This window comes from Flavobacteriaceae bacterium (assembly GCA_003443635.1).
In the GTDB taxonomy this organism is placed as follows: Bacteria; Bacteroidota; Bacteroidia; order Flavobacteriales; family Flavobacteriaceae; genus AU392.
Genome location: CP031964.1, coordinates 1,213,976 through 1,238,596, shown reverse-complemented (window position 1 = coordinate 1,238,596; position 24,621 = coordinate 1,213,976). Strand labels below are relative to the sequence as shown.

General features: G+C 29.5%; 28 protein-coding genes. 20 read left to right on the top strand and 8 right to left on the bottom strand.

Annotated features, from left to right (window positions below; all coding sequences use genetic code 11):
- Positions 1 to 54 precede the first annotated feature (54 nt).
- A complete protein-coding gene (locus D1817_05605) occupies positions 55 to 594 on the bottom strand; it encodes a nucleotide exchange factor GrpE (protein AXT19364.1) in 540 nt (179 codons plus the stop codon).
- A gap of 155 nt (positions 595 to 749) precedes the next feature.
- On the opposite strand from D1817_05605, the gene D1817_05600 reads away from it, so the two are divergent.
- On the top strand, positions 750 to 1,391 hold the full coding sequence (locus D1817_05600; protein AXT19363.1) for a YceI family protein: 642 nt from the start codon (positions 750 to 752) through the stop codon (positions 1,389 to 1,391).
- 101 nt (positions 1,392 to 1,492) lie between these two features.
- Here the strand turns inward: D1817_05600 and D1817_05595 are convergent, their stop codons facing one another.
- On the bottom strand, positions 1,493 to 2,005 hold the full coding sequence (locus D1817_05595) for a fasciclin domain-containing protein (GenBank protein AXT19362.1): 513 nt from the start codon (positions 2,003 to 2,005) through the stop codon (positions 1,493 to 1,495).
- 131 nt (positions 2,006 to 2,136) lie between these two features.
- Between D1817_05595 and D1817_05590 the strand changes: the two genes are divergently transcribed.
- On the top strand, positions 2,137 to 2,694 hold the full coding sequence (locus tag D1817_05590; protein AXT19361.1) for an RNA polymerase sigma factor: 558 nt from the start codon (positions 2,137 to 2,139) through the stop codon (positions 2,692 to 2,694).
- Positions 2,691 to 3,473 (top strand): hypothetical protein, encoded by a 783-nt coding sequence (locus tag D1817_05585; protein ID AXT19360.1) that lies wholly within the window; start codon positions 2,691 to 2,693, stop codon positions 3,471 to 3,473. Before D1817_05590 ends, D1817_05585 begins: the two co-directional genes overlap by 4 nt.
- Here D1817_05585 and D1817_05580 read toward each other — a convergent pair.
- From D1817_05580 to D1817_05570, 3 genes are read right to left on the bottom strand one after another with little or no spacing between them, the layout of a single operon-like run.
- On the bottom strand, positions 3,465 to 4,367 hold the full coding sequence (locus D1817_05580) for a TIGR01777 family protein (GenBank protein AXT19359.1): 903 nt from the start codon (positions 4,365 to 4,367) through the stop codon (positions 3,465 to 3,467). The genes D1817_05585 and D1817_05580 overlap by 9 nt on opposite strands.
- 37 nt (positions 4,368 to 4,404) lie before the next feature.
- The gene (locus D1817_05575; protein AXT19358.1) at positions 4,405 to 5,079 is read right to left on the bottom strand and encodes an SAM-dependent methyltransferase; all 675 of its coding nucleotides are present in this window, start codon (positions 5,077 to 5,079) and stop codon (positions 4,405 to 4,407) included.
- Between the two features lies 1 nt (position 5,080).
- Positions 5,081 to 5,560, bottom strand: a complete 480-nt coding sequence (locus tag D1817_05570) for a DUF4920 domain-containing protein (GenBank protein ID AXT21234.1) — start codon at positions 5,558 to 5,560, stop codon at positions 5,081 to 5,083.
- 107 nt (positions 5,561 to 5,667) lie between these two features.
- On the opposite strand from D1817_05570, the gene D1817_05565 reads away from it, so the two are divergent.
- Positions 5,668 to 6,735, top strand: coding sequence for a branched-chain amino acid aminotransferase (locus D1817_05565; protein ID AXT19357.1), 1,068 nt, complete (start codon positions 5,668 to 5,670; stop codon positions 6,733 to 6,735).
- A gap of 31 nt (positions 6,736 to 6,766) precedes the next feature.
- On the opposite strand, the gene D1817_05560 is transcribed toward D1817_05565, so the two are convergent.
- A complete protein-coding gene (locus tag D1817_05560; protein ID AXT19356.1) occupies positions 6,767 to 7,153 on the bottom strand; it encodes a hypothetical protein in 387 nt (128 codons plus the stop codon).
- Positions 7,154 to 7,240: 87 nt separating this feature from the next.
- Between D1817_05560 and D1817_05555 the strand changes: the two genes are divergently transcribed.
- From D1817_05555 to crcB, 8 genes are all read left to right on the top strand, one after another.
- Positions 7,241 to 7,426, top strand: a complete 186-nt coding sequence (locus D1817_05555) for a hypothetical protein (GenBank protein ID AXT19355.1) — start codon at positions 7,241 to 7,243, stop codon at positions 7,424 to 7,426.
- Between the two features lie 139 nt (positions 7,427 to 7,565).
- Positions 7,566 to 7,907: a hypothetical protein gene (locus D1817_05550; protein ID AXT19354.1), complete on the top strand. Its 342-nt coding sequence runs from the start codon at positions 7,566 to 7,568 to the stop codon at positions 7,905 to 7,907.
- Between the two features lie 78 nt (positions 7,908 to 7,985).
- Positions 7,986 to 8,483: a hypothetical protein gene (locus D1817_05545; protein ID AXT19353.1), complete on the top strand. Its 498-nt coding sequence runs from the start codon at positions 7,986 to 7,988 to the stop codon at positions 8,481 to 8,483.
- A 169-nt stretch (positions 8,484 to 8,652) separates the two neighbouring features.
- Positions 8,653 to 10,434 carry a hypothetical protein gene (locus D1817_05540; protein AXT19352.1) on the top strand — a complete coding sequence of 594 codons (1,782 nt, stop codon included), beginning with the start codon at positions 8,653 to 8,655 and terminating at the stop codon, positions 10,432 to 10,434.
- Complete coding sequence (locus tag D1817_05535) at positions 10,431 to 11,051, top strand: DNA-binding response regulator (GenBank protein ID AXT19351.1); 621 nt, start codon at positions 10,431 to 10,433, stop codon at positions 11,049 to 11,051. Before D1817_05540 ends, D1817_05535 begins: the two co-directional genes overlap by 4 nt.
- 70 nt (positions 11,052 to 11,121) lie before the next feature.
- Positions 11,122 to 12,051 carry a hypothetical protein gene (locus D1817_05530; protein ID AXT19350.1) on the top strand — a complete coding sequence of 310 codons (930 nt, stop codon included), beginning with the start codon at positions 11,122 to 11,124 and terminating at the stop codon, positions 12,049 to 12,051.
- A 360-nt stretch (positions 12,052 to 12,411) separates the two neighbouring features.
- Complete coding sequence (locus D1817_05525) at positions 12,412 to 13,437, top strand: transcription activator effector-binding protein (GenBank protein ID AXT19349.1); 1,026 nt, start codon at positions 12,412 to 12,414, stop codon at positions 13,435 to 13,437.
- A 97-nt stretch (positions 13,438 to 13,534) separates the two neighbouring features.
- Positions 13,535 to 13,906, top strand: a complete 372-nt coding sequence (crcB, locus tag D1817_05520) for a fluoride efflux transporter CrcB (protein ID AXT19348.1) — start codon at positions 13,535 to 13,537, stop codon at positions 13,904 to 13,906.
- Here the strand turns inward: crcB and D1817_05515 are convergent.
- Positions 13,903 to 14,505, bottom strand: coding sequence for a DUF1684 domain-containing protein (locus tag D1817_05515; GenBank protein AXT19347.1), 603 nt, complete (start codon positions 14,503 to 14,505; stop codon positions 13,903 to 13,905). The genes crcB and D1817_05515 overlap by 4 nt on opposite strands.
- Before the next feature lie 227 nt (positions 14,506 to 14,732).
- Here D1817_05515 and D1817_05510 point away from each other — a divergent pair, with 227 nt between their 5' ends.
- From D1817_05510 to D1817_05485, 6 genes are all read left to right on the top strand, one after another.
- Positions 14,733 to 15,935 (top strand): MFS transporter, encoded by a 1,203-nt coding sequence (locus tag D1817_05510; GenBank protein AXT19346.1) that lies wholly within the window; start codon positions 14,733 to 14,735, stop codon positions 15,933 to 15,935.
- 220 nt (positions 15,936 to 16,155) lie between these two features.
- Positions 16,156 to 16,917 carry a glutamine amidotransferase gene (locus tag D1817_05505; protein ID AXT19345.1) on the top strand — a complete coding sequence of 254 codons (762 nt, stop codon included), beginning with the start codon at positions 16,156 to 16,158 and terminating at the stop codon, positions 16,915 to 16,917.
- 61 nt (positions 16,918 to 16,978) lie between these two features.
- Positions 16,979 to 19,513: a zinc carboxypeptidase gene (locus D1817_05500; GenBank protein AXT19344.1), complete on the top strand. Its 2,535-nt coding sequence runs from the start codon at positions 16,979 to 16,981 to the stop codon at positions 19,511 to 19,513.
- 10 nt (positions 19,514 to 19,523) lie between these two features.
- The gene (locus tag D1817_05495) at positions 19,524 to 21,107 is read left to right on the top strand and encodes an amidohydrolase (GenBank protein ID AXT19343.1); all 1,584 of its coding nucleotides are present in this window, start codon (positions 19,524 to 19,526) and stop codon (positions 21,105 to 21,107) included.
- 43 nt (positions 21,108 to 21,150) lie between these two features.
- Positions 21,151 to 21,981, top strand: a complete 831-nt coding sequence (locus D1817_05490; GenBank protein ID AXT19342.1) for a LytTR family transcriptional regulator — start codon at positions 21,151 to 21,153, stop codon at positions 21,979 to 21,981.
- Positions 21,982 to 22,080: 99 nt separating this feature from the next.
- Complete coding sequence (locus D1817_05485) at positions 22,081 to 22,449, top strand: DoxX family membrane protein (GenBank protein ID AXT19341.1); 369 nt, start codon at positions 22,081 to 22,083, stop codon at positions 22,447 to 22,449.
- Between the two features lie 10 nt (positions 22,450 to 22,459).
- Here D1817_05485 and D1817_05480 read toward each other — a convergent pair whose 3' ends face one another.
- Positions 22,460 to 22,900, bottom strand: a complete 441-nt coding sequence (locus D1817_05480; GenBank protein ID AXT19340.1) for an Lrp/AsnC family transcriptional regulator — start codon at positions 22,898 to 22,900, stop codon at positions 22,460 to 22,462.
- A gap of 117 nt (positions 22,901 to 23,017) precedes the next feature.
- Here D1817_05480 and D1817_05475 point away from each other — a divergent pair, with 117 nt between their 5' ends.
- On the top strand, positions 23,018 to 23,422 hold the full coding sequence (locus D1817_05475; GenBank protein AXT19339.1) for a hypothetical protein: 405 nt from the start codon (positions 23,018 to 23,020) through the stop codon (positions 23,420 to 23,422).
- A gap of 491 nt (positions 23,423 to 23,913) precedes the next feature.
- Positions 23,914 to 24,615, top strand: coding sequence for an SIMPL domain-containing protein (locus D1817_05470; protein AXT19338.1), 702 nt, complete (start codon positions 23,914 to 23,916; stop codon positions 24,613 to 24,615).
- The last annotated feature ends 6 nt before the right edge of the window (positions 24,616 to 24,621 follow it).

Below are 24,621 nucleotides of genomic sequence, written 5' to 3'. Positions count from 1 at the left end.
ATATTATTTTGTAATTATTTATAAAATAAATTACTAATTAAAATTCTTCTATATTTATTGACCAATTACCACTTTTGGAAAGCGAATTACTTTTTCACCTAAAGTATATCCTTTTTCAATAACATCTATAACCTTTCCTTTCATGTCATCATTAGGTGCTGGAATCTGAGTAACTGCTTCATGATTATCTGCATTAAATGCGTCACCTGACTTCACCTCTACAACTTCTAATCCCTTTGCTTTTAAAGTAGATAAAAATTTCTGATAGATTAGCATCACTCCTTTTCGTAAATCTTCAGCTTCTTTATCGTCTTCTATATGATTTAAAGCACGTTCAAAATCATCCAAAATTGGCAATAAAGATATCATTACATCCTGACTTGCAGTTTTAAATAACTCTATACGTTCTTTTGTTGTACGTTTTTTATAGTTTTCGAATTCTGCAAATAGACGTAAAAACTTATCTTTTTCTTGTTGTAACTCTCCTTGAAGTTGTTCTTCTACAGATAACTCTTCAACCTCTTGTTGTATTTCTTCCTGTTGAACTTCAATTTGCTCTTCAATTATATCTTCTTTTTTAGCTTTTTTGCTCATTGCTATTTCTATGTAATTTATTCTTAAATTAAAGTTGGCAAAAGTACTGCCATTATTATTAAAATGTCAAAATGTCATTAAATAATTTATTTATTTTTTAACATTCTCGATTTCACAAATCTTTACTTTTGTTCTAACACTAAAGAACACATAAAATGAAAAAGAAAGTTTTAAATATTTTCGCGTTTGCAACAGTAGTTATTGCTATTGTTAGTTTTAAAAACAGCGATACCAAAATTGAAAACAACTCTACAGAAGCTAAAGCTTTAGTAGAAAATGAATTTGCATCAGAATACATTGTAGATATTACAGCTTCTTCTATTGAATGGAAAGGATCTAAACCTACTGGTACTCATAACGGAACTATTAAATTATCTAATGGTACATTTAAGGCAGAAGGTAATGCAATATCGTCTGGAACTTTTACTATGGACATGTCATCTCTTAAAGATGCTGATGGTAACACTCGTTTAGAAGGGCATTTAAAAAGTGATGATTTTTTTGATATTGAAAAATTTCCTAATGCTAAATTTGTAGTTACTGGAATCAATAACAGAACAGGTAAAACAATGTTAATTGGTAATCTTACAATAAAAGATAAAACAAACGCTATTAGTTTTCCTATTACAGTAAAAAGTAATGAAGACACTGTTATTATTACTAGTGAAACTTTTATTATTGATCGCTCTAAGTGGAATGTAAGATATGGGTCTAAATCTTTCTTCGATAATTTAGGAGATAAGTTTATTAGCGACGAAGTAGAATTAAAAATTAATGTTGTTGCTAAAAAAGCATAATTTTATTATTTAATAAAAAAAGTAAAACCTCACTAATTAAATTAGTGAGGCTTTTTTCATAGCAATTTTGCTACTAACCAACTATTAGTCAATCCATAAATTTATTTAGGCATAACTACAGTATCAATAATATGTATCACTCCATTAGAGCCAGCTATATCAGTTTTAATAATTTCACTATAATTTCCATTTTGGTCTTTTAGCAATATTTTCCCATTCTTCTGTACTACAGTTAATTCTTGACCATTTAACATCTTGACTTCTACTTTTCCTTTTCCTTTTTTTAGAGCAGTAATAACATCTTTTGCTTTTAATTGTCCGGATATTACATGATACGTTAAAACATTTGACAATATCTTTTTGTTTTCTGTCTTTAATAATGATTCTAGAGTATTAGAATCTATTTTTGCAAATGCACTATTTACAGGAGCAAACACTGTAAATGGCCCGTCACTTTGTAAAGCACTTACTAAATCTGCTGCTTTTAGAGCAGTAACTAAGGTTGAGAAATTTTCATTCCCTACCGCTATATCTACAATTGTCTTTTGAGCAGATGTTCTCTGACTAAATATTAACATTACTACTGTTGTTAAAATAAATAATACTTTTTTCATGATTTGTTTGTTTAATTTTTTACACAGCAACTAATTTGTTTAGCGCTTTCAATATTATCTACACAGGTTTTTATCTTTTGGATGAGCAGTGTTTGTTTTTTTTATAAATTTGAGAAACTTTTAACATTTTAATGAATAGCGATAAGGCACTTATAATACAATTACAAGCAAAGAAAGAGTTAGCTTTATCTCAGTTATACGATAAATATTCTGGTGCTATATATGGTGTTATTTTAAGAATGTGTAAAGATGAAGCTCAGGCTCAAGATTTATTACAAGAAACATTTATGACAATCTGGGATAAATCTTATCAATATAATCCAGATAAAGGACGTTTTTATACTTGGGCATATCGTATTGCTAAAAACAAAACATTAAATTTTTTAAGAAAGCCTCAAGAACTCATCCAAAATGAGGATTTAAGTGTATATACTAATAAAGAAAATGAAATTAATATAGATTCAGAATATTTAAAGCTTAACGGTTCCATAAAACTTCTGGAAAAGCATCATCAAAGAGCACTTGAATTAGTATATTTTAATGGATTGACACATCGAGAAGCACATATAGAAATGGAAGTACCTTTAGGTACTTTTAAATCATATATAAAACAAGCTTTAAAAAAATTGCAAAGCTTATATTCAAAAACATTAGCTTTTTTATTAGCTTTAATAGAAGTTGTAAGATGATGGATAAGAAAACGATATTAGAAAACGCAATACTAGAGCAGTATTTGTTAGGAGAGCTAAGCGCATCAGAACAATTACAGGTTGATCAGGTTTTAAATTCTGATACTGAATTAAAAACATATTTTGAAAAACTTGAATCCGATTTTGAAACCTTAGCTTTTGAAAACACTATTACACCTCCTTCTTTAATAAAAGAGAAATTATTAACTTCCATTACTTCAAATACAAATTCTAAAACAGTTTCTAATAAAAAATCAAATGGTTTTCAGTTATATTTTAAAATTGCTGCCAGTATCGCTGCATTTTTGTTATTAGGTTCTATTTGGTTAGCGTCTCAATTGAGCGAATTAAAAAATGAATTAAAAATAGTACAAGAAGATAATTTAAAGCTAAACGATAATATTGAAAACACCAATAACAACCTAGCAGAAGTTAACAAATGGTATTACATAATTAATAGCCCAGACTCAGAGAAATATATACTTAAAGGAAACGAAAAATCACCTAAAACTACTGTGATAAGTTATGTAAATCATAAAAATAAATCTGTGATTATTAACACTGAAAGATTACCAAAATTAGATAACTCTAAGGATTATCAAATGTGGGCAGATGTTGATGGCGAAATGATTGATATGGGAATTATAAATAAAGAGAATAAAATGCTAGCCATGACTTATATTGAAAATGCAGAATCTTTAAATATCACTATTGAACCTGCAGGTGGAAATGATCACCCTACAGTATCACAACTAATAACTAATGTATATTTAAAGTAAATTTTCTAAAGCATTTTCTAAAGTTTTATATTCAAAAACAAAACCTTTTCCCTCAATTTTATTAGAGTTAATTTTTTGACTTTCAAACAACAAAATGTGCATTTCTCCTAATATTAATTTCATTATAACTTTAGGGGTATTAGGTAGTAACAATGGCTTTTTTAAGGTTTTGGCGATGGTTTTTGTCATTTCAGAGTTAGTTATTGCTTCTGGAGCAACTCCATTATAAACTCCTTCCAATTCATAGTGTAAAACATGTAAAAACAAGTTTGCTAAATCGGATACATGAATCCATGATTGCCATTGCTTTCCATTTCCAAAAGCTGATCCTAGTCCAATTTTTATAGGTAGTACAATTTTAGGCAATGCTCCTTTGTTCGAAGCTAACACCAAGCCTATTCTAATCTTAGAAACGACAATATCTAATTCTGAAAAAGTATCTGCTGCACGTTCCCATTGCTCAACAACTTGTCCTAAAAAGCTTTTAGAGCACTCTGGATAGTCTTCGGTATAAATATTAGTTAACGAATCTGGGTAAATACCTATTGCACTTGCAGAAATAAGTTGTTTTATTTTAATTCTATTTTGTTGAATGGTGTGCTTTAATAACTCAAGTCCATTAACCCTACTGTCAAGGATTTCTTTTTTATAAGTTTTGGTCCAACGTTTAGCAATTGTAGAGCCTGCTAAGTTTATAATTACATCAACTCCCTCAAAACAAGTTATATCGATTTCTTTATTTTTTGGATTCCAGTAAAACCCTTTGGAATTTACTTCTGATTGAAGTTTTTGTTTACGCGTCGTTAAATAATGTACACCAATATTAGTTTTATGACATTGCTGTATAATTTCTGACCCTATTAAGCCTGTTGCTCCTGTTATAAGTATTTTCATATTTTAGTAACTCCAAGTATTTAAGAAAACTCTAATGTTACGCTTCTTTTTGAGCGCGTAACATTTCTCTTTTTCCAGGAGGGCCTTCTAATTTCTCGACTGTAAACCCCACGCTTTGCATAGCACGTCTTACACTTCCTTTTGCTGAATATGTCACTAAAACTCCTTTCAACTTGAGTGCTTCATACATTATCTTAAAAATTTCTTCAGTCCAGAGTTCTGGCTGTACTCTGGCCCCAAAAGCATCAAAATAAATGATATTAAACTTATCTTTATCCTTAATATCAGAAAAAAATTGTTTCCGTTTGGTTAATTTAAAATTTGAAGTGATGTTATTTTGTACTTCCCAACTTGAATCATGAAGTTTTTTAAATATTTCTAAATTTTCAAAAGAAATTAATTCTGCATAATTAAGTGCTTTAGTTTCTTCTTTAGATATAGGGTAGGCTTCTACTCCTACATAATTTACATTTAAATTCTCACTTTTTAATAAAGTTATAAACGCATTAAGACCAGTGCCAAATCCAATTTCTAAAATTGAAATATCCTTATTTAATTCTAAAATATTTTCAGAGTAATACGATAGTCCGTGTTTTATAAACACATGATTTGCTTCTTGTATCGCACCATGTTTAGAATGATATTGCTCATCCCATTCTTCTATCTGAATGGTTTTAGATCCATCTGATGTTGTTATTATATTTCGTTTCAAACTATTGTTTTAACAATACTCCATCTGCTTCAAATGAAAATACTTTTTTTGATTTAGAAATCGTTTGAATCTCCTCTTCACTTTTACCTGAATCTTTAGCATAATGCTGTAATTCATCAATAGAGACTTCATTTACAAAAGCTTTACCATTAATAGTGACTTCGCCTTTTGCATCTAAAGGCATAAAAAAACCATAGTCTTTAAACTTTACCATAATCTCTTCATCATTACCAATATCTATGGTCATCCAACATCCTTTAGCAGAACATACATCTTTAATAACTCCAGTGGTTTTAGTATATATAGTATCTCCTAATTGAAGTTCAGAATATTTTTGTTTCATTTCATTTATAGAGATCGCAGATTCTAAATTTATTTTATTTCCAAAAGCTAAATATTTAGAATCTGTGCTTTCATTAACTTTTTTATTACATGAAACTAACAGGCAGACTGTTAGCATTAAAAATATAGCTCGTGTCATATTAATTATATTAAAATTATGAGTCATAAAGATATTCTTTTTTAAGAAAACATTGGATTTTTGAAAGGGTTTAATTTCTTAGCTTTGCAAAAAATTAAAATACAGCAATGAGCAATAATTCTAGGCATATCACAGACATTCAAGAGGTTTCATCTTCAAAAATCGATACTATTGATTTCAATAATTTAGGGTTTGGAGAACTTTTTACAGATCATATGTTTGAATGTGATTATGTTGATGGAGAATGGAAAAATCTTAAAATATCACCATATCACCCTTTAACTTTAAGTCCTGCTGCTCGTGTATTTCATTATGGTCAAGCAATTTTTGAAGGAATGAAAGCTTATAGAGATGATAATGATGGTATTTGGTTATTTCGTCCTGACGAGAATTTTAAAAGATTAAATAAGTCTGCTGTTCGTTTAGCAATGCCTGAATTACCTGAAGGTATCTTTTTTGAAGGTTTAAACAAACTTATAGACTTAGAGCGTGATTGGATTAAAAAAGGGATTGGAAATTCACTTTATTTACGTCCGTTTGTTATTGCGACAGAACCTGCTTTATCTGCAGCTCCAGCTCAAGTATATAAATTTATGATTATTTGTTCTCCTGCAAGCTCCTATTATAAAGGAGATGTTAGAGTTTTATTCGCACAAAAATACAGTCGCTCTGCCGATGGTGGTGTTGGTTTCGCAAAAGCAGCTGGTAATTATGCTTCGCAATTTTATCCAACTGCATTGGCAAATAAAGAAGGATATCAACAAGTAGTTTGGACAGATGCTAGTACTCACGAATATTTAGAAGAAGCAGGTACAATGAACGTATTTTTTAGAGTTGGAAATACTCTATTAACGGCACCTAATAATGATCGTATTTTAGATGGTGTTACTCGTAAAAGTGTGATACAAATTGCTAAAGACAATAACATAAAAGTTGAAGTAAGACGTGTAAGCGTTAACGAAATTAAAGAAGCTGCCAGAAATGGAGAATTAAAAGAAATGTTTGGTGCTGGTACTGCTGCAGTAATCAGTCCAATTTCTGCTTTCAAACACGGTAAAGAAATTTTTGAATTACCAAAACAAGAACATTCTTATGCAGATATGCTTAAAGAAAAACTTTTAAACATTCAATACAATATTGATGTCGATTCTCATAATTGGAGATATAAAATTTAACAAAAAAAGAGAAGCAAATGCTTCTCTTTTTTTATGACTCTAATATGGTTTTAATATTTGGCTTAAAGTAATCTGGTCCTTTAAGTACTTTACCATCTTCGCGATAAATAGGTTGCCCATCAGCTCCTAATTTGCTCATATTACTACGTTGGATCTCATTAAACACTTCTTCTATTTTGTGTTGCATTCCATGTTCTATAATTGTACCACATAATATGTATAACATATCTCCTAGTGCATCTGCCACTTCAACCAAATCATTAGCATTCGCGGCTTCAAAATATTCTTCATTTTCTTCTTTCATTAAGTTAAAACGCAATGTGTTTTTATCAATGCCTAAATCTGCTTTTGGAGTTTCTCTATGTCCTATTTTAAATGCAGTATGAAATGCTTTTACTGCTTCTATTTTGTTTTTCATTTATATTTATTTATTATTTATAAATCCAATACTACATATTATTGTTATTTTTGGATTGCTAAAAATCGAGTTTAAAAATACATAAATATGTTTAGTAAAGGACAAATAATATTCGGGATAATTTTTGCTATCGTATTTATAATTTTAATGATTTTTGTGTATCGAAAAGATCTAAAATTACATCGCCGTTATTACAAAGGAAGTTTATGGGTTTTATTGGCTTTTATCGCTTTCTTAGGGATGATTGTGGCGATTAAATTTGTACTTGGATAATTCTTCATTTATCCGAATTTTCTGATATATTAATCTTTTTCTTATCTTAAAGGCATGAATTTACCTAGTAATGGGTATGTTTTCAAGTAGTGCATTATAACATATTTGCATTGTTAATTAATCTTTAACCATCATTATAATGAAAAAATTAATCTCACCTGTCACTATGTTTTTATTTGGCATTATTGCTTTTGCAGTAATTATGATTATTACTCGAAAAATGGATCTTAATTTTGAAAATGATCCACACTTTTGGTTTTATCGTGTACTTACAGCACTTGCTGCTGCTTCGATAAGCATCTCAATTCCTGGTATGATTTCTTTAAACCATAAGCCTAATGGTGATCAACTGATGCGTACTAATGCAAATGGTAATGAAGAATCTAATAATATGTCTCTTTTAGAAAAAGAACCAACTATTAGCACTTCTGGAGCCATCGCAGTTTTTGTTTTGGTGTATTTGTTTAATCCTTTAATATAAAAAGGATTAAACAAATACACCAAACATATTTATAAACATAAATTAAATACTAATAAATAACTATAAAATCCTTTAATTATGAATGATGGACCATTTTATCTTCAACCACAACATGAGACGGCTTATACAATGCCTCATGAAGATCCTAGAAAATTTTTCGATTTAAGAATTACCATTCCTGTTAAATCAAAAGAAGATCCTTATAAGGCAAGCGTTAAAATGCATAAAAATTTGAATAATAGAATTACGATAATCACATTTGAATTAGAATACAAAGAAGGTTCTGAAAAAGATATGTTTAAATTTTTTAACTTTATTATGAAAGATATTCCTATTGAAAATCTAGAATTAATCCAAGTTAAAGTTAAAAACGTTGGAGAACCTAATAGTGAAGGTAATTGTGAATTGGAAAATTACCCTCTTTTTGATGATAAAACCCCTAGGTTCAAATATAATTCTGACGGTAAACTGCGATCTATCCCCTGTAGAGGAAAAGAAGTATTGGAAAAGCAAAAACAAGAACAAACTGTTGAATCTGGTGACAGTTGTACAATTCCACCAGGAGGAGGCAATTAATTATATGATTAGTGTTAAAAATACTTTCATATCTTTAACACTAATCATTTAAATAACCCATTAGTTGAGATTTATTATTTTATTTATTTCATTACTCCTTACATTTAATAACTACGCGTTACAAAAAAATGATTCCATATATGATTTAGCCGAAAGCAAGTTTTTGAATATGAAATATAAACCTGCAAAGCAGATTATATTAAAACAATATAAAAAAGATAGCTCAAAGATTCATTATTCAATTTTTATTGGAAAAACTTACGCAATTAACTTTGAAAAAGATTCTGCTTTATTTTGGCTAAACAAAGCTCAAAAATTATTTAATAATAAAACTCCTAAAAATCAATTATTCCAATATTATTTATGGAAAGGGTATTTACATGAAGTGAATAAAGATTATGGTAAAGCATTAGAAAATTACTTTGATGCAAAAAATATATCTAGAATTAAAATAGATCCTTATTATATTAATCTACTCTACCAAAGAGTGCTACTAATATATAGCGAAAATAAATATAAAGAAAAAATTGAAGATTGGATTGAGGTTTATACAAAAATCAAAGATTCATTAAAGAATGATTATTTCTCCAATAGTTACCATAATACACTGGGAAAACATTATCACTATAATGGAAATGGTGAAAAAGCTTTAAAAGAGTTTGAGCAAAACATCCGTCTTTCTAATAAAACTAATAATAAAGTCATGTTAATTAATGCTCTTTTACACAAAGGGTTAATTTATGCCGAATATAATAGAATACAAGATTCAGCTAGATATTATTACACAAAAGCGATTAAAATATGTGCTTGCCCAAATAATATATTATTGCAAGCCACAAATATTTACAATATTTCAAGAACATATTTATACGAAAATAATTTAAAGAAGACGAAAGAATGGTTATATAAATTAGATAGCCTAAAAAAGGATTTACCTTCAAGAAAATTACATATCACAAATAATTTATATAAAGATTTGTATTATATATATAAAGAAGAGGGAGAAATTGATTCTACATTGCATTATTTAGAACTTCATAAAACTTATAGTGATAGCATTAGCAAAATTAATGAAAGTAAAAATATAGCAGAATTACAAACTAAATATGAGGTAAGTGAAAAAGAAAAAGAAAATATTCAATTAGAAAATAATATTGAAAAGACAGAGCGTAGAAATAAAAATCTGTGGATTGGTTCTACATTAATAATTATATTTATTTCTATAATAGCCTTTTTAATCCAAAAAAACACAAAACGCAAACAAAAACTTGCTGAGCAAGAAAAAGTTTTAGAATCTCAAAAATTAGCAAGCGTTTTAAAAGAACAAGAACTCACGGCCATTGATGCCATGATAGAAGGTCAGGAAAAAGAACGACAGCGTATTGCTAATGATTTGCATGATGATTTAGGTGGCTTAATGGCCAATGTAAAACTCCATTTTAATGCTTTACAAGATAACGAGTCACCAGATTTATTTGATAAAACCAATACACTTATAGAAGAAGCGTATCAAAAAGTACGAACTGTGGCACATGCTAAAAACTCAGGCGTTATTGCGAAACAAGGCTTATTAAAAGCCGTACAACAAATGGCTAAAAAAGTTTCTGCATCTAATAAAATACAGATCGATGTCGTAGATCATAGCTTAGAACATCGTTTAGAAAACAGCTTAGAGCTCACTATTTTTAGAATTATACAAGAGTTAATTACTAATGTTATTAAACATGCTGAAGCTACTGAAACTACTATACACTTGACTAATCATAATAGCACTTTAAATATTATGGTCGAAGATAATGGTAAAGGGTTCAATCCCTCTCAAATTACAAAATCTAAAAAAGGTATGGGTATTAGTAGTATTGACAAACGCGTTGAACATTTGGAAGGTACATTAACCATAGAGTCTGAACCTAATAAAGGAACAACTATAATTATAGATTTACCTGTATGATACGACTAGCCATCGCCGAAGACCATCAATCACTTATAGATGGTATCAAACTCTTACTAGAATACGAAGAGGATATTAGTATTGTAGGTACAGCTAATAATGGTGAGGGTTTACTAGATATTATTAAAAAGAAACATGTAAGTGTGGTCATTACAGATATCCGTATGCCAAAACTAGATGGTATTGCTGCTACAAAAATCATTAAAAAAGAACATCCTGAAATTAAAGTATTAGCCTTTACCATGTTTGATCAAGAAGATGCCATACAACAAATGTTGGGTGCAGGAGCTAACGGGTATATCCTTAAAAATTCCCCATTAAGTGAAGTATTAAACGCTGTTAGATCTGTATATAAAGGCGATACTTATTTTGACTCTAATATTAATGTAGATACTAAATCTAATGGTAACATAAAGAAAAAAGGGGTGTTGACTAAACGTCAAATAGAAATTCTAAACCTCATCGCTCAAGGCAAAACGTCTCGTGAAATTGCTGACGAATTGTTTATAGGTGTTTATACGGTAGATACACACCGTAAAAATATGATCCGTATTCTAGGGCTTCAAGGCAAAGGTGAATTAATGCGTTATGCTTTAGAAAAAAAATACCAATTTTAAATATACCTTGAATTAGGTATTCCTTCACTTTTTCATAATTACTAGGTTTGAATAACTAAAACCAGTAATTATGAAAAAGCTACTTTTAATTTTTTTTATATTTAAATGCTTATTAAGCTATTCTCAAGAAGTTGGTACAAACTATAAGTTTGCTGGACCAGTTTATAATAGTAAGAAATCTATCCAATTTAAACCTGGTCATAAAATAAAAGTTATTAAAGTTGATGATAGTATTGTAAAATTTATTTATTACAAGTTTGTTGGTACAGATTCAAATACTAAGCCTTTGAATAATAGATATTATTATGTAACTAAAAAAGATAAGTTAGATTCAATACTTTCCTCAAGTCAGAATTCAATAAAATTAATGACAGATAGTATTAATAATTTATTTTCTAAAAACATAAATATAGTAGAGGAAAGTTCTTTTAAATCAAACTTGAATAATTTTAACAAAGAATTACAAGAAATATTCAATATTGATATTGATACAACAGATATAAAAACTCATGAGTTATCTATTGAAGATTTTAATAACTACACAACTCGATATGATTATTATAAACGTTTTAAAGGTGTTAGAGCAGGTTTTTTTACAGTTCCCTTTAAATTAAGATTTGGAGATGAATTTGATTTTGAACAAAATGTAAACTTAGGAATGAATATTGGAGGGCAAATTAGAATAAGTAGAAAACTTGATGATAAATGGTTAATTGAACCAACTTTAGGTATAGGCTTGGCTACAGTAAGTTTAAATCCTGAAAATAGTGATTTAATTGGAGAAGATAATCGAACAGCTAGTGCATTTAGTATTTCGGGAGGACTTGTTATTCATTTTACTAAAAGTGTTAATTTAGGTTTACAGTACGGTTGGGATCATCTAGGTAATAGTGATAGAGAAGTAAATTGGATATTTGATCGAAAACCTTGGTTAGGAGTAGGTATAAATATTGGTTTCTCTATTTCAGAAACTAAGCAAAATGAGCCAACAAACAAATAACTGGCAAAACGCTATTAATCAATTATGAGAGTTAATTAAAAATCCAGCTATTTTAAAGCCCTCATTAATTAATGAGGGTTTTTTATTGGGTAAGATTTTCATTTAAAAATAACTGCTGGGTAGGAAAATTGCATACTTAACTGTTATATATTAAATAGCTATAAAATGACATTACTAATTATCATATCTGCACTTATAATACTAAATTTCATTTTGCTAATACTAAGTGTTAACAAAAAGAGGCGTGTTTAATAAACATACTATTTAAAAAGTTTTTTCATTCGCTCTATCTTAAATTATTGTATTGGAATAAGACGTAAATCATAAATTGATTATATTTGATATAATTCCCTATCAATTATGAAGTCTTTAAAATACATATTTTTCTTTCTTTTAATTCTAATTATTGGTACTGCAATTTATATTTCAGTACAACCTAATAGTTACGAGGTTACACGTTCACGTACTATAAATGTTGCTCCTGCAGTTGTATACAGTAATGTTATTGATTTTAAAAATTGGGAGGATTGGTCTTCTTGGAAAGAGAAAGATCCAACAACTACATTTAGTTATTCTGATCAAACAGCAGGAATAGGAGGTTCTTTTTCTTGGATGGATAAAGATGGAACTGGCAAAATGAAAATTTTATCGACAACCCCTAATGTATCTATAGAACAAGAAATGCAGTTTGACGATTTTGAACCTTCAAAAGTGAATTGGTTTTTTGAACCTTCTGATAACAATAGTACTAAAGTGATTTGGAAAATGACATCAGATAAAGTTCCATTTATACTTAAAGCTTTTGCTGCTTTTTCTGGTGGTTTTGACAAAATGATTGGGCCAAATTTTGAACGAGGCCTCGAAAAGCTGGATAGTATTGTTGTTGAAAGCACAAAAAAATATAGTGTTGAAATTAATGGAACAACAGAATATGGTGGCGGGTTTCATTTATATAAAACCACATCTGCCTCTGCTGCAAACATAAGTGAACTTATGGGTGAACAATATGGACATTTAGTAAGCTACATGACTGATAAGCAAATATTACCTAGTGGAGGTCCATTTACTATTTATTTAGAGAATGATTTAGAAAATGGTAATGTTATTATGAGTAATGCCATTCCTGTAAAAGAAAAAATCACTATTGAAGGAGATAACCAAATACTATGTGGTTATATTCCAAAAACAAAAGCTTTGAAGGCTACTTTTAAAGGAAATTACAATAACTTAGGTATAGCTTGGCAAGAAGTATATACATATATAGAGAGAAATAATTTAGTTATAAATGATGCTATAAAGCCTTTTGAAGTATATGCTAATGACCCAGGGCAATATCCAAATCCAGCAGATTGGTTGACCGAAATTTATATACCAATCAAAGAATAGGCTTTTATGAAATGAGTCATAATGATTAAGTTTTCATCATTCGAGATGTTTAATAACGAATTACATCTGATAGATAAAAACAATATTATTTAAACAGATGAAACAACTTTTACTTGTTTTTATAGGTGGTGGTTTTGGCAGTACACTACGTTATATTATTGGAAAATATTTAAATAGTACAGAAACAGGAATTCCCTGGGGTACGTTTACTGCAAATATTTTAGGAAGCCTTATTATTGGAATTATCTTAGGTTTTGCAGCAAAAAACGAAACTTTATCACAAAATCAAACCTTACTTCTAGCAACTGGTTTCTGTGGTGGTTTCACTACGTTTTCTACTTTTGCATATGAAAATCATGTATTTTTAAAAAATGGAGATTTTACCAATTTTGCTTTCTATACTATTGGTAGTTTTGTCGTTGCTTTTTTAGCAGTATTCTTAGGATTATTTTTAGCAAAAAGCATTTAACTCTTCTTAAAAGCTTTTATCCCTGCTTCAATCTTTAGAGGCAAATAATTAACTCTTGGTACAATAGGGCAAGAAAACTTTTCGTTATAAGCACAATAAGGGTTATAAGCCTTATTAAAATCAATTTCTATAATATCACCATCTGGAACCCTCAATTCAATATAACGGCCACCTCCATATGTAGTTTCTCCATTAGTATCGTCTATAAATGGTAAAAATAAATAATCTTCAAACCCTTCAGTAGCCATTAATTCTTCACCTTGATAAACTTCAAGTTGGTATACTTTTCCTTTTAATTCAAACTTTAAAATTCCATAAACACGTTCTCGAGATATTTCGCCTGTGGTTGTTGGCATTTCAAAAAACTCAGTATTAGGAGTTCGTTCTAATTGAGCCGAAATTATATAAGATTCATCAAACTTAAAAAAATCTAATCCTGTAAAATTCTCCCTATCTTTCTTTTTTAAAGGCGATTTAGAAGCATCTTTAAAATCGGCATTTACTTTACGTTGGTATTCCGTTTCTCCCTGAATGGGGCGTTTTTCCGGTCCACAACCAGAAATAAAGAGTATTAAAAAAAGATAAATTATTTGTTTCATTCTCATTTTTTCATTTTCAAAAATACAACATAAGATTTTTTTCCATAGCTTTGATGCATTAAAATAATCTAAAATGAATTTTGTCACTATTTATAAGCAACCTTGGTCTTCTTTAATTAGGAGCTGGATAACTTATATATTTAGGTGATATAACTATAAGATATTACAATATAAAAAGTCCAGCTAAATAGCTGGACTTTTTTACTTTATACCATAACCAACAAAAAATGAAAACTTTATTTAACAATTACATTAACACTTTTAAAGGCCTCTCCAGAGAAGTTTGGTGGCTAGCACTTATTACACTCATTAACAGAGCAGGTACAATGGTCATTCCTTTTTTATCTCTCTATCTTAAAGAAGATTTACAGTTTTCTTTACCAAATATTGGTTGGATCATGACTGCTTTTGGAGTTGGATCTGTTGGAGGTTCTTGGTTAGGCGGAAAATTAACTGATAAAATTGGTTATTATAAAGTAATGATTTACAGTTTATTTACTACTGGGTTTTTATTTATTGGTCTACAATATTTAAATACTTTTTTATCGCTTTGTGCTGGTGTTTTTATTACGATGTTAATCGCAGATATGTTTAGACCAGCAATGTTTGTAGCATTAAGCGCATACAGCAAGCCTAAAAACAAAACACGTTCAGTTACTTTAATTCGTTTAGCTATAAATTTAGGATTTTCTGCTGGGCCAGCCTTAGGTGGATTAATAATTACTGCTATAAGCTATGGTGGGCTTTTCTGGGTAGATGGTATTACATGCATAGCTGCTTGTTTTTTATTAATAAATGTATTGAATCCTAAAAAAGCAAGAGTTGTAGATGAAGTAAAAACTAAAAACCCAAAATCAGCCTATGCTGATCGTGTATTTTTAATATTCTTAAGTGCAATGATTCTTTTTGGAATTGTGTTTTTACAATACTTTTCGACAGTTCCAATATATTATAGAGAAGCACATACTCTAAGTGAATTTGAAATAGGGCTGCTTTTAGGTGCAAATGGATTGTTTATTTTCATATTTGAAATGCCACTTATAAAATGGCTAGAAAATACGCGTTATACTAAACTAAGTTTAATGGTGTTTGGAGCGATATTGACAGGAGCTAGTTTAATTGTATTAAACTTTACATCTTGGTCTGGAATATTAATTATTGGAATGTTTTTAATGACCATAGGAGAAATGATTGCATTACCTTTTTCGAATGCGTTTGCTGTAGAGCGTGCAAAAAAAGGAAACCAAGGTGAATATATGGCCTTATATTCTATGGCATTTTCTGTAGGTCATATTTTTGGACATAATGCAGGTATGCAAATGACCAATAAATTTGGTTTTGATAATACATGGTATATCATAACTGTATTAGCTATGCTTTCTGCGTTTTTACTATTTATATTAAAACGTTATATAATAACTAAAAAATGAATGTAGAGATGACATTACTATTTATTTTGAAGATGATAATCTAGGTGACATAGTTAGAACACTTCAGGAAAAAGGAATTATATTTACACAACTTCCAGAAGACAAATCATGGTTGTAGAGAGAAGCACATTTTTATGATTTAGATAGAAATAAAATTATTTTATATAAAGCTGGGAAGTATCGAAAAAATCCACCTTGGCGAATCAATTAATTTCAACAAATGAAAAATCTAATTTATCTTATCTCCATCTCATTTCTTTTTAGTTGTAATTCTTCTAAAAAAAAAGAAACTGAGGTTCTGAATCAAGTTCAGAATGACAAATTAATAGAAGAGAATAAAGTCTTTCCTAAATTAGAACCTAACCGTTATAATGTTGCATTTTTAATAATGGAGGGTGTATATAATACAGAACTCACAGCACCATACGATATCTTTCAGCATACTATTTTTAGAGATAATATTAAAGCAATGAATGTATTTACGGTTGCTAATACTAATCATCCAATAACGACTTTTGAAGGGATGCGTCTTCTACCCGATTTTAATTATTTAAAAGACGAATTACCAAAAATTGACATTCTTGTTATTCCCAGTGCAGAACACCATTTAGATACTGACTTGGAAGATGAAGCAATGATTAATTTTGTAAAAGAGGTTGATAAAACAGCAAAATTTATGACCTCTCATTGTGATGGCGCTTTTGTACTTGCTAAAGCTGGCTTATTAAATAATTCCGTTTCAACAACTTTCCCTAGCGATATAGACAAAATGCGTGACATGTTTCCAGAACTCGATATCAGAAAAGATGTATTATTTGTTCACGATGGAAAATATATTACTTCAGCAGGAGGCGCTAAGAGTTTTGAAGCCGCCTTATATTTAGCCGAACATCTATACGGAAAAGATATCGCACAAAGTTTAGCTGGCGGATTAGTTATTGATTGGAATCTAGAAAATGTACCGCATCTTATTATAAAGTAACCTCATAAATCACTATTTTTATCGACCTTAATTTTTCTGAGATCATATCAAAATCAATTCTATGACACTAACGAAACAGTTATTTATCGCTGTAATTACTTCTGTAATTATGGTAATATCGGCATCTGCACAAGAGTACTTTTTAAAAAACAAAGGGCCTTTTAACCCTAATATTCCATCTCCTGAAGCCTTTTTAGGTTATGGTATAGGTGAACAGCATACAAGGTACGATCAAGTTGTTGCATATTTAACAAAGCTCGCCGAATTATCAGATCGAGCAACTATAGCAGATTATGGAAAAACTCACGAGCACCGTAGATTAGTAATGTTAACTGTTTCTACTCCTGAGAATATTAATAATTTAGAAACTTTAAAAGCGCAACATTTAGCATTTACAAATACAAATGCATCTCCTACAAATTACAACGACGTCCCTATCTTTATTCAATTAGGATATAACGTACATGGTAACGAACCTTCAAGTACAGAAGCTTCTTTACTAATGGCTTATACTTTAGTGGCATCAGATAATCCAGAAATAAAAAGCTATATCGAAAACTCAATTGTATTTATAGATCCCACGATTAATCCCGATGGTAGAGATCGTCATACACAATGGGCAAATCAGTATAAGTCTAATCCTTTAGTCTCAGATAATGTTGATGCTGAACATAATGAAGCTTGGCCTCGTGGTAGAACAAATCATTTTTGGTTTGATTTAAATCGTGATTGGTTATTAGCTATTAATCCTGAAAGTAGAGGGAAATTAAATTGGTATCATGATTGGTATCCTAATGTAGTGACAGATTTTCATGAAATGGGTACTAATAGTACTTACTTTTTTGAACCTATGAAGCCTATTGGTTCTCAAGATCCTATAATGCCAAAAGAGAATTATGAAGATTTAAACAATTTGTTTGCTGGCTATTATTCTGATGCTTTAGATAATATTGGTTCATTCTATTTTACAAAAGAGGCTTACGATGGTACATATCCAGGGTACGGGTCATCTTATCCAGATTTACAAGGAGCTTTAGCTTTATTATTTGAGCAAGCGAGTTCCAGAGGGCATCTTCAAGACACAGATTTTGGAACCATTTCTTTTCCGTTTACTATCAGAAATCAATATACATCAAGTGTTACAACTGTTAAAGCCGCCGTTGAAAACAAAGCAAGGTTAAGACAGTACCAACAAAACTTCTTTAAATCTGCTATAAAACAAAATCCTAAAAGCGGGATTTCTGCATATGAGTTTAGTGATGAATTTGATAAAAACAGAACAAAAGCTTTTATTGATAAGCTTTTAATACACAGAATAAAAGTATATAAGAAAGGTGAAAAATACGTAGTACCATTAAAACAACCACAACAACGTATGGTTCAAACTATGTTTGAAACGTACAGTAAATATAGAGATAGTGTGTTTTATGATGCATCAGCTTGGAGCGTTGCAAACTTTTATAATATAAAATATAAAGGTTTAACTAAATCTTCTAATCTAGAAGAAGAAATCACATCTACAGATAACTTATTTAGAGTCTCTAGAGTTCAAAAATCAGAGTATGCCTATGTAGCCGATTGGGATGATTATAACACATCAGGAGCTTTATATTATATGCAATCTGAAGGGCTTATTGTTTCATCTGCCTTTAAACCATTTTCAATTAAATCTAAAAATGGTATCAAAAGTTTAAACTATGGAAGCTTGTTGATTCCTGTGAGTAGACAGTCAAAATCTATTGATGAAGTTTATACAATTGTAAAAGAAGCTCAAGAAAAATTTAATATTCCTGTTTATGGAGTAGATTCAGGTTTAAGTGTAAAGGGAATTGATTTAGGTAGTCGAAACTTTGTCACTTTAGAACAACCTAAAGCAGCTCTTTTAATTGGTGAAGGTGTAAACTCTTATGAAGCCGGAGAAGTATGGCATTTACTAGATACACGCTTACATATGCCAATTACTAAAATTAGAATGCAAAATTTTAGGTTTGCAGATTTAGATAACTATAATTCTTTAGTTATGGTATCTGGAAGATATAACTTAAATAAGACTCAGTTAGAACGATTAAAAAATTGGGTTACTAAAGGCAATACACTAATTACTATAGCTAATGCTTCTAGTTGGCTAATTAACCAAAAATTAGTAAACGAAACTTTAACTAAAAAAGCAAAAGATTCAACTAAAACAGTAACAAGAAAACCTTATGTAGACGCATCAGAAAATATTGGACGAGAACGTTTAGGTGGAGCTATATTTAACGTCGATTTAGATGTAACACATCCTCTCGCATTTGGATATCGATCATCTAATCTCCCAGTTTATAAAAATAATTTGGTGTTCTTAGCACCAAGTAAAAACAAATATTCCACAGTTGCAAAATATACCAAAGACCCACATATAGATGGTTATATCTCTACTAATAATTTAGAAAATCTTCTAAAACCATCAGCGTCGTTAATTGTAAGCCCTATAGGTCGCGGACGAGCAGTGATGTTTGCAGATAATCCAAATTTTAGAGGGTCATGGTATGGTACAAATCGTCTGTTTTTAAATGCTTTATTTTTAGGCAGTAATATTAATATTCCTAGTAATTAAATCTGTCACAATGAAACATATTATTTTACTTTTCAGCATTATTTTTAGTTTACAAGGTTTAGCTCAAGATAATTATCTAGGAGAAGGGCCATATTCACAACTCATTATTAGAGGCGTAACTCTTATAAATGGAGATGGAGCACCTCCTCGCGGCCCTGTTGATATTGTTGTAGAAAACAATAAAATTGTAAATATACAAGTTGTGGGATATCCAGGCGTAAAAATTAATGAATCTGAGCGGCCAAAATTAAAAAAAGGAGGCAAAGAATTAGATGCTTCAGGCATGTATGTACTTCCAGGATTTATCGATATGCACGCTCACATAGGTGGTACAGGTCAAGGTGCTGATTGGGAATATGTATTTAAATTATGGATGGCACATGGAGTAACTACAATTAGGGAAGTTGGTGGTCGTGGTTTAAACTGGTCTGTAGATATGAAGAAGAAAAGTGATTCGCATAAAATTGTAGCTCCTCGTATTGTTACCTTTACAAGATTTGGACAATCCAGCCCAAATTTTAATCCACTTAATGATGCACCAATTACCACTCCTGAAATGGCAAGAGAGTGGGTACGTGCTAATGCAAAACAAGGAGCTGATGGCATTAAGTTTTTTGGAGCTGAACCTGACATTATGGAAGCTGCTTTAGATGAGAATAATAAATTAGGCTTAAAATCGGCTAGTCATCACGCTCAATTAAGTGTAGCAAGGTGGAATGTATTACATTCAGCCAGAGCTGGATTAACTTCTATGGAACATTGGTATGGTTTACCAGAAGCTTTATTTGAAGATAAAACAATCCAACATTATCCGTTAGATTATAATTATCAAAATGAACAACATCGTTTTGAAGAAGCAGGTAAATTATGGAATCAAGCTGCAAAACCGTATTCTAAGCATTGGAATAATGTAATGAATGAATTATTGGAATTAGATTTTACTCTTGACCCTACTTTTAACATTTATGAAGCCAGTCGTGATTTACAACGTGCTCGTCGTGCAGAATGGCATGAAGATTACACTTTACCTTCTCTTTGGAAATTTTATGAACCTAGTAAAATATCACATGGATCGTATTGGCATTATTGGGGAACCGAACAGGAAGTACAGTGGAAACAAAATTTTCAATTATGGATGACTTTTATTAACGAATATAAAAACAGAGGCGGTCGAGTAACAACGGGGTCAGATTCTGGGTTTATTTATCAATTATATGGCTTTGCATATATTAGAGAATTAGAATTATTACGTGAAGCTGGTTTTCATCCATTAGAAGTTATTAAAGCTGCAACATTTAATGGCGCTGAAGCTTTAGGAATGGATGATAAAATAGGATCTATACAAATAGGAAAATTAGCCGATTTTGTAATTGTAGAAGAAAATCCTCTGGTTAACTTAAAAGTATTATATGGTACAGGAGCCATTAAGCTAACTGAGGATAATGAAGTTGTTCGTGTTGGTGGTGTAAAGTACACTATTAAAGATGGTGTTGTTTATGATGCAAAACGCCTTTTAGCAGATGTAAAAGCAATGGTTGATGTAGAGAAAGCAAAAACTAATTGGAAATTAAAACAACCCGGAGTTAAAGATTAAAATTACTACCTTTAAGGCTATATAGATTTTTTTTTACAAAAAAATGCTTAGGAGTCTTGATATAAAAAAAATTCATTTAAATAATCTACAATTAGAAACTTTTCATCAAAAATCTATTTTTAGTTTAGGAATAAGTATTGGTGTGTTTTTAATTATAGTATTAATAAAACCTTTTGGAATTAGGTTTGCTCTTCATGATACTTCTTTTTTACTATTAATGTTTATCTATTCATTAGGTATTTTTACAATTTTACTTTTTAACGAAACGTTTGTCAAAAATATGTTCGTTAAAATTTTAAAAATTAACTTCTCCAACACAAAACCTGTTATTGGTTGGTTAATATTTCATATTACATCTATCAGTTTTGTTTGTTTATCTATTTTTGTCTTATCTGGATATTATAACATTATTGGTTTTAATTGGAGGATTTTTTATTTAAATATTCAGTTAGCATTACTTATAGTGTTACCGTTAATTGCATTAATTTCATATACAGTAAAACAATTATACCCAGCAAAAGATCCACACCAAATATTTTTAAAAACCACAAATAAAGGCAAAGAAGTTTTGACCATGCATTCTTCATATATTTATTATATAGAATGTGAAGATAATTATGCAGCACTTTATTATTCTTACGATCATTTAGTTTTAAAGAAAAAGCTTATTCGTACTACAATGGGTAAATTGGCTCATCAATTAGCAAATCATAATATTCTACAATGCCATCAATCTTTTATTGTAAACAAGAAATACATTACAAAGGTTAAGGGGAATTCAAAAAAAATGAGCATTTTAATAGAAACTGCTAATCGAGAAATTCCCGTATCCCGAAAATATTATAAAGAATTTTCTTGTATGACACTTAAGTAGTTCTATTTATCCCTAATAAGTGTTATTTCTCCCTAAAACATTTAACAAATAATATTAAAAAATCTTATTCAATACATTTGATGATACTTCAAAATATAAATGTTTATGAATAAATTATTGTTAATCCTTAAATGGATATTAATTGTTGTGATTTCGATTTTATTTATAACTTCTGGGTACCCAAAAATTATAGCAAGCGCTTCAATGATTAAACGTTTTGCAGCTTGGGGTTTCTCTGAATGGTTTGTTTATTGTATCGGAATTTTAGAGCTCATTGGCGGTATATTATTACTTATTCCTAAAGCGTCATTATACGCAGCTTTACTATTAATTTGCATAATGACTGGTGCCATCTTTACACATCTAACAACAGGAATAGGAAGTCCAGGGTTTGCTTTAGTAACCTTGATATTACTTTTTAGTATAGTCTATCTCCGATTTATGGAATTAAAACGTAAAGGCAATTGAGAATTAAAAATTAATTAGGTCTTATTGGGTTGTTTTTTACCACTTCGGATAATACTATTTGTGTTTTAGTTTCTCCATAAGTAATTAATTCATCAATAAATTGTTCGAGATGTTTTTGATTTTTCAAAACAACTTCCATTACAATGTTTTCATTACCAGTAATACGATAACAATTCACAACTTCTTGAAAAGTAACAACTTTTTCTAAAAAAGGTTTTAACCTCCCCATAAAAGCACGTACACTAATTATAGCTTTCAGTTGTTTACCTGTTTCAAAATAAGAAACTCGTGTATAATAGCCTTCAATAATTTCGGCATCTTCTAATTTACGAATACGTTCTGCAACAGCTGGTGAACTAATCCCTACTTTACGTGCAATTTCTGTATTAGATAATCTTGAGTTTTGTTGTAGAGATTCTAGTATTTTCCAATTAACAATATCTATTTTCATTATTTAACATTTTTCACACAAATACATTAATTATTAAATCAAATATATTAAAAAACTTTAAATATTAAATATAATAAAATTGTTTAGCTCTTAATTTTGTATATCTACATAACAGAAATGCAAGAACAACAGAAATTACATTTAAATCAGTTAGGTATTTATCGAAAATCGATGGAGGTATTTCATTTGTCTCGACGTATTGTAGATTATATTACTGATGATAAAGATGTATTATCTTTACACAAGTCAAATAAAGATGTTGATATTTATGCAGATCGCCTAGTAATGAATTCATTAAGTTTAGTTCCAAAGATCGTAGAAACAGAAAACGAAAAAAATGCGAGTTTAAAATTAAAATTCGCAAAATCTATTCGCTATTCTATAGACAAATTACAGCAAGATTGCAAAGATCTAGAACAAGCAAAAATTCATGGAAAAGAATTTATTGGCATACTTAAAAAAGAATTGAAAAAGCTTCAAGCAATACATTGTAATTATATAAATTCTTTAACTCAATTATAATATAATAACTTTCTAATATCATAAAAAGCTGAAAAGATTTCTCTTTTCAGCTTTTTATATTTATCATCAATTTTAAATATTAAATAATTACACCCTACACCCCGAACAACTACATTGTTCACAAATACAGTTTTTACAATCTTCATTTATACAATTTACACAATCGCAAGTACATCTCATAGTTTTCATAATTGTATCTTTTTATGATTAAACACTCATATAAAGATAACGAAAATAACGATTGTATTAGTCTATTAAATCATTAAAATATACATTTTTAGTTTAATCGCAATTATTAGATAAACGGAGTATTCAATCTTATTTTTCAATAATTTTCTAACTACAAATACTTTTATAAAACATAGAATCCTAACTGAAAGAGTATTTTCACTCATTCAAAACTGTACTTTACTAGTTACTAAAGTCGTGAACATTAAAATGGCTTTATTTTTGTAATCTATAAAAGACATAAAACAAAAAATTATATTCAAATGAAAAAAGTAACACTTATTATATTTCTGTTATTAATAACAATTTCAGGGTATTCGCAAACAAAAAATTTTATTGACCAACCTTATTTAGAGACTAACGCTTCAGTTGACACTTTGGTTGTCCCTGATAAAATCTATTTATCTATCCTCATTACAGAAAAAGACACAAAAGGAAAAATAGCTGTAGAAGAGTTAGAACAAAAAATGAACATTAAATTAAAATCATTAGGAATTGACACAAAAGAGCAATTATTCCTTTCTGATGCAGCTAGTAATTTTAAGCGTTACTTCCTGAAAAAGAAAGACGTTTTAAAAAACAAAGCATATACTCTAATTGTATATGATGCACTAACTGCTGGAAAAGTAATAGTTGGTTTGGAATCTATCGAAATTTCAAATATAAATTTAATTAAAACTGAATTTTCAAAAATTGAAGAATTAAAACTAGAGCTTAAACAAAAAGCTATTATTAAAGCAAAAACACAAGCAGAAATGTTGCTTAAACCTCTAAATCAAAAACTAGGCAGAGCTATTCATATTTCTGATTTAAGTAACTATAATAATAACCAATATTTAGCAAGAAACAAAGGTTATGAATTAAATGAATTCGTAGTTAACGGTAGCATTAATCAGCCAATAGATATAGAGTTTCAAAAAATTAAAATTCAATCTACTATAGGCATCAAATTTAGTATTGAATAAAGAAAT

Coding starts and splice junctions, on each gene's coding strand:
- D1817_05605 (AXT19364.1), bottom strand. CDS start 594: ATGAGCAAAAAAGCTAAAAAAGAAGATATAATTGAAGAGCAAATTGAA.
- D1817_05600 (AXT19363.1), top strand. CDS start 750: ATGAAAAAGAAAGTTTTAAATATTTTCGCGTTTGCAACAGTAGTTATT.
- D1817_05595 (AXT19362.1), bottom strand. CDS start 2,005: ATGAAAAAAGTATTATTTATTTTAACAACAGTAGTAATGTTAATATTT.
- D1817_05590 (AXT19361.1), top strand. CDS start 2,137: ATGAATAGCGATAAGGCACTTATAATACAATTACAAGCAAAGAAAGAG.
- D1817_05585 (AXT19360.1), top strand. CDS start 2,691: ATGATGGATAAGAAAACGATATTAGAAAACGCAATACTAGAGCAGTAT.
- D1817_05580 (AXT19359.1), bottom strand. CDS start 4,367: ATGAAAATACTTATAACAGGAGCAACAGGCTTAATAGGGTCAGAAATT.
- D1817_05570 (AXT21234.1), bottom strand. CDS start 5,560: ATGACACGAGCTATATTTTTAATGCTAACAGTCTGCCTGTTAGTTTCA.
- D1817_05565 (AXT19357.1), top strand. CDS start 5,668: ATGAGCAATAATTCTAGGCATATCACAGACATTCAAGAGGTTTCATCT.
- D1817_05560 (AXT19356.1), bottom strand. CDS start 7,153: ATGAAAAACAAAATAGAAGCAGTAAAAGCATTTCATACTGCATTTAAA.
- D1817_05555 (AXT19355.1), top strand. CDS start 7,241: ATGTTTAGTAAAGGACAAATAATATTCGGGATAATTTTTGCTATCGTA.
- D1817_05550 (AXT19354.1), top strand. CDS start 7,566: ATGAAAAAATTAATCTCACCTGTCACTATGTTTTTATTTGGCATTATT.
- D1817_05545 (AXT19353.1), top strand. CDS start 7,986: ATGAATGATGGACCATTTTATCTTCAACCACAACATGAGACGGCTTAT.
- D1817_05540 (AXT19352.1), top strand. CDS start 8,653: ATGAAATATAAACCTGCAAAGCAGATTATATTAAAACAATATAAAAAA.
- D1817_05535 (AXT19351.1), top strand. CDS start 10,431: ATGATACGACTAGCCATCGCCGAAGACCATCAATCACTTATAGATGGT.
- D1817_05530 (AXT19350.1), top strand. CDS start 11,122: ATGAAAAAGCTACTTTTAATTTTTTTTATATTTAAATGCTTATTAAGC.
- D1817_05525 (AXT19349.1), top strand. CDS start 12,412: ATGAAGTCTTTAAAATACATATTTTTCTTTCTTTTAATTCTAATTATT.
- crcB (AXT19348.1), top strand. CDS start 13,535: ATGAAACAACTTTTACTTGTTTTTATAGGTGGTGGTTTTGGCAGTACA.
- D1817_05515 (AXT19347.1), bottom strand. CDS start 14,505: ATGAAACAAATAATTTATCTTTTTTTAATACTCTTTATTTCTGGTTGT.
- D1817_05510 (AXT19346.1), top strand. CDS start 14,733: ATGAAAACTTTATTTAACAATTACATTAACACTTTTAAAGGCCTCTCC.
- D1817_05505 (AXT19345.1), top strand. CDS start 16,156: ATGAAAAATCTAATTTATCTTATCTCCATCTCATTTCTTTTTAGTTGT.
- D1817_05500 (AXT19344.1), top strand. CDS start 16,979: ATGACACTAACGAAACAGTTATTTATCGCTGTAATTACTTCTGTAATT.
- D1817_05495 (AXT19343.1), top strand. CDS start 19,524: ATGAAACATATTATTTTACTTTTCAGCATTATTTTTAGTTTACAAGGT.
- D1817_05490 (AXT19342.1), top strand. CDS start 21,151: ATGCTTAGGAGTCTTGATATAAAAAAAATTCATTTAAATAATCTACAA.
- D1817_05485 (AXT19341.1), top strand. CDS start 22,081: ATGTTTATGAATAAATTATTGTTAATCCTTAAATGGATATTAATTGTT.
- D1817_05480 (AXT19340.1), bottom strand. CDS start 22,900: ATGAAAATAGATATTGTTAATTGGAAAATACTAGAATCTCTACAACAA.
- D1817_05475 (AXT19339.1), top strand. CDS start 23,018: ATGCAAGAACAACAGAAATTACATTTAAATCAGTTAGGTATTTATCGA.
- D1817_05470 (AXT19338.1), top strand. CDS start 23,914: ATGAAAAAAGTAACACTTATTATATTTCTGTTATTAATAACAATTTCA.